12 protein-coding genes are annotated in these 13,655 nt (G+C 37.4%); 10 read left to right on the plus strand and 2 right to left on the minus strand.

Annotated features, from left to right (window positions below):
- Positions 1 to 117 precede the first annotated feature (117 nt).
- From ACQKOG_RS18175 to ACQKOG_RS18205, 7 genes are all read left to right on the plus strand, one after another.
- On the plus strand, positions 118 to 405 hold the full coding sequence (locus ACQKOG_RS18175) for a DUF6509 family protein (RefSeq protein WP_370045435.1): 288 nt from the start codon (positions 118 to 120) through the stop codon (positions 403 to 405).
- Between the two features lie 340 nt (positions 406 to 745).
- Entirely contained in the window at positions 746 to 1,891 is a 1,146-nt protein-coding gene (locus ACQKOG_RS18180) for a VanZ family protein (RefSeq protein ID WP_427447776.1), read from the plus strand.
- Positions 1,892 to 1,904: 13 nt separating this feature from the next.
- Positions 1,905 to 3,245 carry an FAD-dependent oxidoreductase gene (locus tag ACQKOG_RS18185; protein ID WP_427447778.1) on the plus strand — a complete coding sequence of 447 codons (1,341 nt, stop codon included), beginning with the start codon at positions 1,905 to 1,907 and terminating at the stop codon, positions 3,243 to 3,245.
- Positions 3,246 to 3,263: 18 nt separating this feature from the next.
- Positions 3,264 to 3,737, plus strand: coding sequence for a glutathione peroxidase (locus ACQKOG_RS18190; RefSeq protein WP_402873935.1), 474 nt, complete (start codon positions 3,264 to 3,266; stop codon positions 3,735 to 3,737).
- A 564-nt stretch (positions 3,738 to 4,301) separates the two neighbouring features.
- Positions 4,302 to 5,069: an ABC transporter ATP-binding protein gene (locus tag ACQKOG_RS18195; protein WP_132363565.1), complete on the plus strand. Its 768-nt coding sequence runs from the start codon at positions 4,302 to 4,304 to the stop codon at positions 5,067 to 5,069.
- On the plus strand, positions 5,056 to 6,924 hold the full coding sequence (locus ACQKOG_RS18200; RefSeq protein WP_427447781.1) for an ABC transporter permease: 1,869 nt from the start codon (positions 5,056 to 5,058) through the stop codon (positions 6,922 to 6,924). Before ACQKOG_RS18195 ends, ACQKOG_RS18200 begins: the two co-directional genes overlap by 14 nt.
- Position 6,925: 1 nt before the next feature.
- On the plus strand, positions 6,926 to 7,288 hold the full coding sequence (locus ACQKOG_RS18205) for a YxeA family protein (RefSeq protein WP_427447783.1): 363 nt from the start codon (positions 6,926 to 6,928) through the stop codon (positions 7,286 to 7,288).
- Positions 7,289 to 7,315: 27 nt separating this feature from the next.
- Here the strand turns inward: ACQKOG_RS18205 and ACQKOG_RS18210 are convergent, their stop codons facing one another.
- Positions 7,316 to 8,707 (minus strand): sensor histidine kinase, encoded by a 1,392-nt coding sequence (locus ACQKOG_RS18210; protein ID WP_427447785.1) that lies wholly within the window; start codon positions 8,705 to 8,707, stop codon positions 7,316 to 7,318.
- Entirely contained in the window at positions 8,704 to 9,426 is a 723-nt protein-coding gene (locus ACQKOG_RS18215) for a response regulator transcription factor (protein ID WP_370079624.1), read from the minus strand. The genes ACQKOG_RS18210 and ACQKOG_RS18215 overlap by 4 nt, the downstream gene beginning before the upstream one ends.
- Before the next feature lie 615 nt (positions 9,427 to 10,041).
- Between ACQKOG_RS18215 and ACQKOG_RS18220 the strand changes: the two genes are divergently transcribed.
- From ACQKOG_RS18220 to ACQKOG_RS18230, 3 genes are all read left to right on the plus strand, one after another.
- Positions 10,042 to 10,608, plus strand: coding sequence for a sigma-70 family RNA polymerase sigma factor (locus tag ACQKOG_RS18220; RefSeq protein ID WP_427447787.1), 567 nt, complete (start codon positions 10,042 to 10,044; stop codon positions 10,606 to 10,608).
- On the plus strand, positions 10,605 to 11,639 hold the full coding sequence (locus ACQKOG_RS18225) for a DUF4179 domain-containing protein (RefSeq protein ID WP_427447789.1): 1,035 nt from the start codon (positions 10,605 to 10,607) through the stop codon (positions 11,637 to 11,639). The genes ACQKOG_RS18220 and ACQKOG_RS18225 overlap by 4 nt, the downstream gene beginning before the upstream one ends.
- Positions 11,640 to 12,130: 491 nt before the next feature.
- A complete protein-coding gene (locus ACQKOG_RS18230) occupies positions 12,131 to 13,471 on the plus strand; it encodes an acetamidase/formamidase family protein (protein ID WP_370079695.1) in 1,341 nt (446 codons plus the stop codon).
- Positions 13,472 to 13,655: the final 184 nt, after the last annotated feature.

The raw sequence follows: 13,655 nt of genomic DNA on the forward strand, positions 1-13,655 counted from the left end.
TTATTTTATTTTCATTTTGGCATAATTACTTTCAAGTGTATACGAGTTTTCTAGTTGACCCATGCTGAATTTGATTTAATATATAAAAGAACAGGTTAACTAAAAGGAGATCATACAATGGAAATTACACAATTCTCAATGGAAGAAATTTTAGATCCAACAAACATTATTGAAGGTAAGCGTTATGAATTTATTTTAGATGTAGATATTGATGAAGAAGATGAGCTTTATCATGAAGCAGGAATTGAGCTTCGTGTACTAATTGCTGAAAAAGGTGAAGAGCCATTTATTTTAAATTACTTCATCCTAGAAAAAGCTAAAGGTGAGTATTTAGATTTTGCACTAGAGGATGAAGAGCTAGAAGAGATTTTAGCATTTTGCAAAGAGGAAATTGCAAAAGCATAGTATGCTCGTGTAAAAGCCTTTCCAACAAAAATTAATATTTTTTCCTTTGATAAAATTCCGCTTTTCTTTCCGTAGTCAGGCACGAGGTACATTGGTGTACTCTTGTTTGTCTCCTGGGAGTCTATGCGGAATTTTACTTTACATCAATAATAGCTAATTAAGAATTATTTAAGATTGGTGAAATATTCGTGTTGTGTTCAAGTGCTAAACTAAGTTTAAGATTATTTTTAAGTTTATCACTAACGCGGCTCATCGGACACATCGCGCCTAGGAAAGCGCCCAGCCGGAACGGAAATCAACCCTATGGTGAAGAGCCGATTTTTAAACGAAGAGGTGTTCTATGTCAGTTTATACACATTCAATAATGGTAGCTTTTTTAATAACAATTTTCGCATCCTTTGTGCTATTTGTACCCTGGCTAATTTATACGTATCGGAAATATGGCTACTTATCTGTATCCAAAACGATTATTACGTTCTCATTTATTTTTTACTTCTTATCGGCTTTATGTTTAGTCTTATTGCCTTTCCCAGAAACACGAGATACTTGCTCTCTACAAGCTGCAGATACAGTCCATTATAATTTACATCCTTTTCAATTTGTCACTGATATTTTAAAGGATAGTGGGATTGTTCTGACGAATCCATCAACGTGGGTGTATATACCGAAGCAACCTGCTTTTTACCAGGCATTCTATAATTTCTTACTGCTCATGCCTTTTGGTGTATATTTGCGTTATTTTCTTAAAAAAAGAGAGTACTGGAAGCGTGCATTTTTATATAGCTTTTTGCTAACATTGTTTTATGAGGTAACCCAATTTACGGGAATTTATGGCATCTTTAATTGTGCGTATCGAATTTTTGATGTGGATGATTTAATGCTTAACAGTGTTGGTGCACTATTAGGATTCTTTTTAGCTCCTGTTGTGTGGGCGCTGTTTCCTTCGCATGAAGAGGTAGCGGCTAAGGCAGCAGAAATGGTCGAAAAAGATATCGTCAAGCCATTATCTATTTTGTTAGCACTAGCAATGGATTTGATTATCGCACAGTTCATTTTGTTCTTCGTGGGTGTCGTAACAGGTTATAGTGATATGTTCGAATTTTTAGTAAAAATTGCTTTGTATATGTTGCTATTTGGTGTTGTTCCAAGCTTTACAAATGGGGCAACATTAGGGATGAAATTTATGCGTTTTACAATGGTCAGTGAAAACGGCAAAAGTATCATAAGTCAATCTTGGCGCCGTTGTGTTGCTATTCTCGTAGTAGTATGTGTTTCGAAAATAATAACAACTTTTGGTCATATTCAATTAGATATGGATTCACCATTTTATGTACTGCAAATTGTCATTACGTTGCTAGCCTTTATTGCGAATTTTGTTCTAACGATGGTCATTGCTATTCATGTAATACGTGTCATCGTAAGTGGAGGTAAACGCCGTTTTTATATGGACTATTATGCAGGCTTACTAGCAACGAGAAAAAAATAAGGGGGATTGTTGGATGAAATACGTAATTATCGGAGGAGATGCTGCCGGAATGTCAGCAGCAATGGAAATTTATCGAAATGTACCAGGAGCAGAGATTACATCTGTAGAACGTGGATTTATTTATTCATATGGGCAGTGTGGCTTGCCCTATGTTGTAGATGGGCGTATTTCATCGACAAAGCGTCTTATAGCAAGAGATGTAGAAACGTTTCGTGATAAGTATCGTATTGATGCCCGTGTTGGTCATGAGGTTAACGGAATTGATGTAGACAAGAAGCTTGTTTTTGGAACACAGTCGTCTGGGGAATCATTTGAAATTCCTTATGATAAGCTACTGATTGCAACAGGCGCGGATCCTATTATGCCAGTGGAAAAGGGCTCAGATTTAACTGGGATACACACGGTGAAAACAATACCTCAGCTAGATGATTTACTAGCCGATTTAACGCCAGATATAGAAAATGTAACAATTATAGGTGCAGGCTATATTGGACTAGAGATGGCTGAGACGATTCATGCTTGCGGCAAAAAAGTGAGATTAATTCAACGAGGTAGCTATGTAGCTAGGATTCTAGATGAAGAACTTGCACAACATGTTCATGAGGAAGCGAAAAAGAATGATATCGAACTTGTGCTAAATACAAAAGTAGAGGCGTTTGAGGGGAATCACCGTGTTGAGCGTGTGATGACGGACAATGGCACATATGATACGGATTTAGTCATTATGGCTGTGGGAATTAAACCGAATACACAATTTTTAGAGGGAACAGGCATAGCACTAGCTAAAAATGGTGCAGTCATCGTCAATCGACATTTAGAGACATCTGTTGAAAATATTTATGCTGCGGGCGATTGTGCAACGCATTTTAATATTGTGAAAGAACGTTTAGATTATATACCTCTTGGCACGACAGCTAATAAGCAAGGTCGTTTAGCGGGACTCAATATGTCGGGCAAGTTTGCGCCGTTTCGTGGGATTGTAGGTACTTCGATCTTAAAGTTTTTCAATTTAACGATTGCCACGACTGGTATTAATGAGCGCAATGCTAAAGAGCTAGGTTTTGAATATGAGGCATTTAAATTGTCTGCGCGTCATATTGCAGGATATTATCCAGGTGCTCAACGGATGTTTATTAAAATTGTTGTTCGTAAACGAGATCAAAAACTTTTAGGGGCACAAATTGTTGGACCAGCAGGTGTGGATAAACGGATCGATGTGTTTGCGACAGCCTTATACAATAAAATGACATTACCAGATTTACTAGATTTAGATTTAGATTTAGCCTACGCGCCTCCATTCAATGGTGTTTGGGATCCTCTGCAGCAGATTGCCAGAAAAAATGCGCGATTATAACATAGGGGGTAATTAGATATGAACATTTACGACATTCAAGTTGCTCTAGAAGATGGTGCTGAATATAGCTTAGATCGTTATAAGGGTAAGGCAATGTTAATTGTTAATACGGCTTCCAAATGTGGTTTTACACCGCAGTTTGAAGAATTAGAGGGTCTATATAAAAAATATCAGGATGAAGGCCTTGTTATTCTTGGCTTCCCATCAAATCAGTTTAAGCAAGAAGTTGCGACCGCTGAGGAAGCGGCATCACAATGTCGTTTGACATATGGGGTGACGTTCCCGATGCATGAAATAGTAAAGGTCAATGGTAAAGAGGCACACCCTATTTTTGAGCATTTGACATCCCATTCAAAAGGCTTTCTCGGCAACAGTATAAAGTGGAATTTCACAAAATTCCTTGTGAGTCGTAATGGTGAAGTCGTTGGACGCTATGGATCAGCTGATAAACCAAGTAGCTTTGAGGATGATATTAAAAAAGTATTAGCATAAAAAAGATAGAGGAAGGATTCACGCACAAGTTTGTGTGTGAATCCTTTTTTTGCTCTTTGAAAGGTGGAGATGTCGATAAAATTCAGAAGTTGGGGGATAAAACATGAAAGTTAGTAGATAAAATTCAAAAGTTGGTAGATAAAACGTGAAAGTTGGTAGATAAAATTCAAAAGTTGGGTGATAAATCCCAAAAGTGTTCCGGTAAGACTCAAAAGTTGGATGACATTTTGTTAAAACGTATGTCATGTGGATCAGTTGATTGGAGTAGAGAAAAGTAAGAGGATTCACGCACAAGTTTGTGTGTGAATCTTTTTTTGCTCTTTGAAAGGTGGAGATGTCGATAAAATTCAGAAGTTGGGTGATAAAACATGAAAGTTAGTAGATAAAATTCAAAAGTTGGGTGATAAATCCCAAAAGTATTCCGATAAGACTCAAAAGTTGGATGGCATTTTGTTAAAACGTATGTCATGTGGATAGGTTGATTTAAGGTTGTTGTAAGCTTGCGACAATTTTGTTGTAAGTTTGGGGTCGTATACTAAAGTCAGAAAGAAGAGGTGAGCGTTTATGACGCCATTATTAAAGGTACAAAATGTAGAAAAAACTTACGGCAAAGGCGCAAATACATTTACAGCGCTATCGAATATATCATTTGAAGTAGAAAAAGGAGAGTTTGTTGGTGTAATGGGGCCTTCAGGGGCTGGAAAATCGACGCTACTAAATGTGTTAGCGACAATTGATACACCGACGACTGGTGAAATCATTATTGGTGATACAAACTTAGCGCGCATGAAGGATGCAGAGTTAGCAGATTTTCGTCGCGACAATCTAGGTTTTATCTTCCAAGACTATAACTTACTCGATTCTCTAACAGTTCGTGAAAATATCGTACTGCCACTTGCGATTGCAAAAGTGCCAACAAAAGCAATTAACGCAAAGGTAGAACGCATAGCTACACTGTTTGGGATAAAAGAGTTACTCGATAAATACCCATACCAAATTTCTGGTGGACAAAAACAACGTACAGCATCATCACGTGCATTAGTTACAGAGCCGAAATTAATTTTTGCGGATGAGCCGACTGGTGCTCTTGATTCAAAATCAGCAACAGACTTACTTGAAAGTTTAAGTGATTTGAATAATTCTCAAGCGTCCACTATTATGATGGTTACGCATGATGCATTTGCAGCAAGCTTTTGCCAGCGCATTCTATTCATTCAGGATGGACAGCTTTCTAAGGAAATTCATCGTGGTACTCAAACGAGAAAGCAATTCTTCCAAGAGATTTTACAGGTGCTTGCTGGCATCGGAGGTGGAGTAAATGACGTTATTTAGTTTAGCGCGTAAAAATATTCAGCGTAATTTGTCGAACTACTTTTTATATATCGCTTCGATGGTTTTTAGTATCGTCATCTACTTTACGTTTGTAACATTAAAATATAATGATGATATTTTAGCCTCACAACAATTTTCACAGCAAATTAAAGGCTTGATGAGTGGATCATCTGTTGTGTTGTTATTCTTTATCGTCATCTTTATTGCGTATTCCAATTCGTTTTTTATGAAAAAACGAAAAAAGGAAGTAGCACTTTACTCGCTATTAGGTGTACGTAAGCAGAAAATCGGCTTAATGCTCTTTTTTGAGAATTTAGTGATAGGTTTTGTCTCTTTAGTACTAGGGATTGTTCTTGGATTCTTTATGTCACAAGGGTTATTAATGATTTTAGTACGTTTAATGGGCTTTGAGGTTGTAGGAAATTTAACATTTTCCCCTGAGGCTCTAGTAAATACAACATGGATTTTTGCACTACTATTTTTATTCACATCTTTACAAGGCTATCGTGTCATCTATCAATTTAAATTGATTGACCTGTTCCATGCTGAGAAGCAAGGAGAGAAAATTCCACGTGCATCATTCATAGCAGCTATACTTGGGACAGCGTTACTTGCATTTGGTTATTATACAGCGTCTGAAGATATCTTTACGAGTAACATTTGGAGATTCTTCACAGTTCTAGGTACTCCACTTATGGTTATAGGTGTGACAATTGCAGGGACATATTTATTATTCCATAGTGTTAGCGTATTTGTGTTAACCGCGTTGAAAAAAGCAACTTCTTGGTCATGGAAAGGCTTGAATTTAATTGGTGTATCACAATTATTGTACCGTATTCGAGCAAATGCTAAATCTCTTTCAATCATCGCTATTTTAAGTGCGACAACGATCACAGCAGGTGGCGGCGTTTTCGGAATGTACTACAATGCGGAAGCCAGTGTACGTCAAGCGCTACCTAATACATTTATGTGGAAGGGCGATACGATAAAATTCTCTCAAGAAGACGTCTTATACAACGAATCGCTTTCTGTAAAAAATTTACGCGTGGATAATGAATTTTCGTTTTTTGAATATACATTATTAAAGGAATCTGACTATAATCGTCTAGCAAAATTGCAGGGGAAAGATGAACAACTGCACATTGCAAATGGTTCAACAGTTTTACTTGATGCAAGCTTCGATGAACGTTTTTCACATGATTTTACGGGTGAAGAATTTAAATTGGAGAACGGGGAATCATTCCATGTTGATAAAATGTATACAGAGAGTGTATTAAACTATGTTGGAGCTGGTACAGTCCTCGTTGTAAATGATAAAGTGTTCGCTGCAACAAATGCAGAAGGTGTTAAAATACAGGTAGTTGGTATGGATAATGACTTGAAGCAACAGGCTATTTCAAAGGAAATTTACAATCAACTATCTACTGAACAGCAAGAAGGGTTTTCAAGTGTTCCGCAAAGTTATGAGGCAGGTTTAGCTACTGTAGGATCACTATTATTTGTTGGAAGCTTTTTAGGATTAGTATTTTTAGCAGCGACAGGAAGTATTATTTACTTCAAAGTTTTAACCGAGGCAGAGGAAGATCAACCTAAATATGCAATTTTAAATAAAATCGGTGTTAACAAAAAACAAATATTAAAAACAGTCGCAGGGCAGGTTGCCGTTATTTTTAGTGCACCACTCGTTGTCGGCATCGTCCATAGTGCATTTGCGCTACTAGCCTTTTCACAGCTATTTAGTATGGATATAACTAAACCAGTAATACTGTGGATGATTGCGTATTCAGCAATTTACGGCATATATTATATCTTTACAGTTCGTTCATTCTATAAAATTATTAGACAGGGGAATTAATATGAAAAAGGTTTTCTTAGGTATAGGAGCATTGTTCTTATTGTTCGTAGCAGGACTTGTTGTTCTGATGACCGTTGATTTTAACCGTTTAAATAAAGAAGCATACTATGTTCATATCACTACTGATGGTGAAGTAAAGGAATATAAGTTAGATAGTGGAGAAATTATGAAATCGTATTGGTACGAGATACCTGCTTATGACGAAAACGGTAAAGAGCAAACATTAAAGTTTTCAGCTCAGAAAAATTTACGACAAGATGCTTACATGAAGCTTTATGTAAAAAAAGAAACGGAAGTTACTTCATATGATGAAGTGAAATTCGACGAGCTACCTGCAAAAGTACAGGAGCTAATGAAGAAATAACAAGAAGGAGTAGTCCCTAGTATCGGGCTACTCCTTTTTTTCTTCTTGTAATTGAATGCTGACAGTTGTCCCTTGTTGTTCTTCAGAGGTAATATTTACAGTTCCTCCGTGCGCTTCAATAATATCTCTAGCAATAGCAGTACCTAACCCAGTACCATGTGTTTGCTCAGTATTTGTACCTCGATAATAGCGCTCAAAAATATGTTCAAGATCATCTGCGGCAATGCCGTTACCGTTATCAGAAATCGTAATAGAACGATCATCAACAAGAACATTGACTGCAACATCAGAAGGATTATGGAGCAATGCATTGTGTAAAAAATTCATCACCGCTCTTCGCATAAAGTGCTCGTCAATGTGATGCTTGATGACTTCTTTAGTTGCATTAAATTCAATATTAGCCTGCTCATATTGTGGAGTATTAAGTGTATCAATAACGATTTCGCGAATAAATTGCACCATATTTACCTCGGTTAAGCTTAGGGGAAGCTGCTGATGTCTTAATCGCATAGTTAAATTTAAATCATCCAATAAATCTTGCATATGCAATGATTGTTTTTCGATAATCTGAGCATATTCCGTTTGTTCATAAGGAGTTGATTTTCCATCATTCAGTAGCTCCGCATAACCACGAATTGAGGCAAGAGGTGTTTTCATATCGTGTGACACATTACTGATCCATTCCTCGCGCATCATCTCTAATCTTTTACGTTCCTGCTCATGTGCAGCAAGCTCTCTCGATACTTCATTTAAATTTTCAAAAACTGGTTTGTAAACACCACCAGGCATTTTACTAGGCATATGCTCACGATTCTTTAAATGACGAATACGTTCAATCATTGCATGTAGAGGTTTGGTCAACGTACGACCGAAAAGCCATCCAACTAGTGTAGCTACTAATAGGTCGGCAATAACAATGAATAATCCAAACTTGCCAATAAATTGTAATACTGATGAGCCAGAAAAGTGCATGACTAATCTTGTAATACCACTACCCTTAATACCAATAAGATAACTAACATCATCTTTACTGCCTACATACACCGTAGTGTCACCATCAAACTCTTTATATTTATATACTTGAATTAAATCGATGGGTGCATAATGGGATTGAGCCTCATCTGGTGCAAAATGAGATTCAAGGACCTGACCATTAACATCAAGTAATTGAATCCAAGCATTTCGCTGATGTAAGTGTTGCAGCCCCTCTTCATTTACTGAAGGCGTACCATTATTAATTTCAATATACTTCTGGAAGTCCCGGACAAAGCTTTCCTCTGTAGTTGCCTGTACACCATCATAATCATTTGATAGTTGATAAGTGAGAAGCCCGACTAGAATGGCCGTATTGACGAAAATGACAATAATAACAATAGACAGCACAGACAGAAGGAATCTAGCTGTTAATTTCCATTTCATGCTTGCTCCTCTTTTGGAACGACAAATTTATAGCCAAGCCCTTTTACAGTTGTAATATACATAGGTTTTGATGCATCATTTTCAACCTTTTCACGCAGACGTCGAATATGCACCATCACGGTATTGTCTGAGCCGAAAAAGTCCTCTCCCCATACACGTTCAAACAGAGTTTCTTTACTTAAAATTCGATTAGGATTGTTCATAAAGCAAGCCATCAAGCCGATTTCCTTCGCCGTTAGCTCTAATAAAATGCCGTCCTTATGTACCTCCGTTTCATCCCCATTAAGCAAGAATGGACCAACTTGAATCGATTTCGCGGAAGTTACTGGCGCTGCTTCCTGCGTTTGATAACCAGCTCTGCGAAGCTGTGCTTTCACACGATAGGCGACCTCTTTAGGACTAAAAGGTTTCGTAATATAATCGTCCCCTCCGATCGCAAGTCCTAAAATTTTATCAATTTCCTCATTTTTCGCTGACATGAAAAGCACCGGCACATGCGACACTTCTCGAATACGTCGACATAAATCATAGCCCTCGCCATCAGGAAGCATCACATCAAGAAGTACAATATCGGGTTGTGTCTGTTGAAAGCTCGTCCAAGCTTCTTGAATGGAGCCAGCTGTATGAATTTGCTTATAACCTTCTTTTTGTAGGCTGACTTTTAGAAGGTTTGCTAAATCTGCCTCATCATCCACCACTAGAATAGTTGGTTCTTGCATTGTTCACACGTCCTTTCTTTTTTATTATTGTAAATCGTCATTAGAATTTTAAGAATAGTGTATAGCTAATAAGTTTAGCAGTAGCGCGATAAAAAATTCCTTATAACCCTAAAAAGATTCTTCAATATAACGTGGAGTTGATTACCGTTCCGAATGAGCACTTGGATCAAAAAGATGTTGGTCACGAAGGCGTTATCACAGGACGTAATCTTCTTAGCCTTCGTTCCTCTACTTGCTCGCTCCAGGATCTCATTTGTGACACTGGTCGCCAAGTCTTCATTCCAATCAACTCATATAGATGGTACATGTTTTAACAAATTTCATCCCTGATTTTTTGTGATGAGTCCTAAAGAAGTTTGATCTAACTAATCAGAATAGAGTCGTGGGTGATAAATTTCCTTAAGAAGTGGCCATCTTAGCTTGGGATCTTCAAACAGATTGAAGTTCCTTATGTGACTCATTATAAATGAAACTTGCTTGAAAGAGGAGATTGAAACATTACTGAAGGTTTTTTAAGGAATCATCATTCTTCACAGAAATAGTTGAGAGTTTTAGTGACTGAGTTTCGATATAGTTAGTGAAGAAGCTTTTTCAAATAAACATAAAGGGGGCGAAATGGTGAGATGCACATCTAAAAACTTCATAAGCCGTTTACAAAGCCAAAAAGAAGATGCGCTTGAGTATGTAATTGAACATTATTCTGGCTTCGTACATGCGATAGCATATAAAATTCTTTCCGGTATTAATAAAGATTCTATTGATGACTGTGTTAATGATGTATTCCTAGCCATTTGGCAAAATGCAAAGCAATTTAAGGGCGAATCAGAGGATTTCAAAAAATGGATAGGGATGCTGACAAAATATAAAGCCATAGATTTATTCCGTAAGCTTGAAAAACAACAGCAAAGAGAAAAAGGAGACGAGGAGCTCTTGCAAAAGCCTGATATAAAAGATATACAGCAGGAGCTTTTGAAAAAGGAGCAACGAAACGATTTACTAATGGCTATTAGTCATTTGGAAAATATTGATCGAGATATTTTTATGATGAAGTATTATTTGCAATTAACGAATCCTGAGATAGCAGAAGCGCTACATTTATCAAAAGCAGCCGTAGAAAACCGACTTTATCGAGGGAAGAAGAAGCTAGCATCAACAATACAGTTGAAGGAGGCATTTATATGACTAAAAGTTATAAAGAGTGGCTGGACCTGGATGTGGATCAAATTGAACCAATCGAATTATCTGGACAACGAAAAATGAACCTTAAACAAACGGTTTTAAAGAAGCAAGCAACAAGAAAGCGTATGCCAAAATGGGTGCGTCATATAGCAGCGGCAGCAATAATTGGCATCAGCATGGTAACTACCGTAAGTATTGCTTTTCCAACATTTGCTTCACAAATTCCGTTTATGAAAAACATCGCTAGCTATTTTGATAATAAAAATACTATGCTTGAGAATTTTGATAGTTATGCAACGGAAATTGGACAGGTTCATTCTAGTAATGGCTTATCTATGATGATAGAAAATGCTGTGTATGACGGTACATCACTGACAATTTCTTTTGCACTTGAAACAGATAAAGATTTAGGAGATTCTCCGTTTATAGAAGGAGATTTCATGGATATCAAAGGAGCTGTGGGTGGTGGAGGAAGTAGTCGACTTGAAAAGATAAGTGATAATAAATATGTAGGATTAGCAAATACAACACCTTATTTTGATAAAGAGGCACCAGATGAATTAGAAGTAACATGGAAACCAGAAGCTTTTCTAAACGTGAATAACGATACAAAAGTGGAAGGGGATTGGGCATTTAATTTTAAGGTTTCTAAGTTAGCAGGTGAGCTACAGCTAGTCAATGAAACTGTTTCAAACTATGATGTCACAGCTCGATTTACGGCCCTTGAAAAAAATGATATGTCTACTGTTATTAATTTTGATTATGAAGCAAACCCAGAAGTTATAAAAAAGTGGCCGGAAGTTACAGTTCAATTTGATGAACTACGAGATAATTTAGGCAATACGTATGTGGTAAATGGAAATGGTGCTTCAAGTCGCGACGGTGGTATTTCTTATAAATCAAGTGCTACTGTCCAGGCTATCAATCCAACTGCTACATCCATTACATTTGTTCCTGTTATTTATTTCTCCTTGGGCTCAGGAAAAGGCTCGGAATTAAAAGAGATGGATCCTGTGACAATCCCATTAAATTAACAGTACCCGTTGAAAACGTATGAAGATTGACCATGTGAAATTCGCACTAAGATATTAAATATCCACAAAATATAATAAAGATAGACGAAAGGGTTTTTGTGCCATCAAAAAGCACAAAGACCCTTTATTATTGTAAATTATCATTAAAATTTTAAATACATTTGTACGAGTCTGAGCTTTTTTATGTTAAATGGTTGAAAATGCTTAAAATAAACGGCATAATTTTCCATGTGCTCAATAACCATTCTATTGGACTAAAATCATGCATTTAGTTATATAAAAAATACAATGAGAAAGACGGATTTCAATTTTTCCATACATACGATTAATGACATTTTCCTCGAAATGGCAGGAACTATCAAACTTGATGTCGAAATTAAGTTTTACAATCGACAAATCACTACAAAAATTTATATAAAGCATTAACAAAAATCCGTATACATAAAATAAAAAACAGGAGCGTGACGAAAGAAATGACAAGCGAATTGCAAATGCTAGAAAAAGAAGGAATACAAAGCGAAGATCTTGTACAGCAGGCGCAAGCCGTCGAAACATTATTCGTAAATGAGTTCATAGATGGTATTTTAGATCCACAACAGAAAATGCTTGGACCTGTCAAAGACGGTGGCACAATTATTGCTAATACGACGCCAGGCTGCTGGGGCCCGATGCTAACACCAACGATTCGTGGTGGGCATGAAGTAACAAAGCCTGTATTTGTAGAAGGGGCAGAGGTAGGAGACGCCATTGTTATTAAGATTAAATCAATCCAGGTAACATCAATAGCAACAGCATCTGGGCATGATGAGGCAATTTTGGATCGATTTATTGGGGACCCGTTCGTATCAGTAAAGTGTCCAGGCTGTGGTAAGCTTCATCCTAGTACAGTTGTCAAAGGGATAGGTCGGCAGGCCATTCGCTGTTCGACATGTGATACAGAAACATCACCTTTTAACATGACGAATGGTTATACTATGGCGTTAGATCATAAAGGTAATATTGGTGTGACTGTTGGGCGAGAAGGGGCTCGCCGTATTGCACTTGATGCTAAAAATTATATGCGTACACCTGAAAATTCTGTGCAAAATCCTGCGGTTGCATTAGCACCAAGTGATTTGATTGGTGTTATGGCAAGAATGCGACCTTTTTTAGGGCAGCTTGGAACGACACCTTCAAAGGCGATGCCAGACTCCCATAATGCTGGTGATTTTGGTTCGTTTTTAATCGGTGCGCCACATGAATATGCATTTACGCAGACTGAATTAGATACACATCGTACAGATGGCCATATGGATATAAGCCGTGTTCGTGAGGGGGCAACAATTATTTGTCCAGTAAAGGTTCCGGGCGGTGGTGTGTATATTGGTGATATGCACGCAATGCAAGGGGACGGAGAAATTGCAGGACATACAACGGATGTTGCTGGTATTGTTCAACTTCAGGTAAGTGTGTTAAAAAAAGTAGCTTTGGATGGCCCTGTTTTATTGCCAAATACAGAGGATTTACCTTATACGGCTAAACCTTTTACAAAGGAAGAAAAACGTCGTGCACGTGAGCTTGCTGAGGAATTCGGCGTGAAACAAGTGGAGGAAGTATTCCCTGTATCAATTGTTGGCTCCGGAACATCATTAAATGAAGCAACAACTAATGCTATAAGTCGTGCTGCAAGGCTTTTTGAGATGAGCGAGCCGGAGGTTATGAATCGAGCGACGATTACAGGCTCGATTGAAATCGGCCGTCATCCAGGAGTTGTAACAGCAACCTTCCAAGTACCTAAAACAGCACTGAAAAAAGCACGAATTTATAAGCCAGTGAAAAAACAATATGATTAAATGTAAGCCCAAAAGTCCGAAAAGAAAGCAAACTAGAAAATTTCATAGTTTGCTTTTTTGTGTTATAGGTGAAAAAACTATTTTTGCATCTGCCGCTACGCTTTCGATGCAGAAAAAAATCCGTCAATTTTGACGGATTTTTTTTGTAACTATTTTGTTGGTCGCTCGTCTACTGTTGTGAGAA

The organism is Lysinibacillus sp. NPDC093216, from assembly GCF_050280325.1.
Taxonomy (GTDB): domain Bacteria; phylum Bacillota; class Bacilli; order Bacillales_A; family Planococcaceae; genus Lysinibacillus.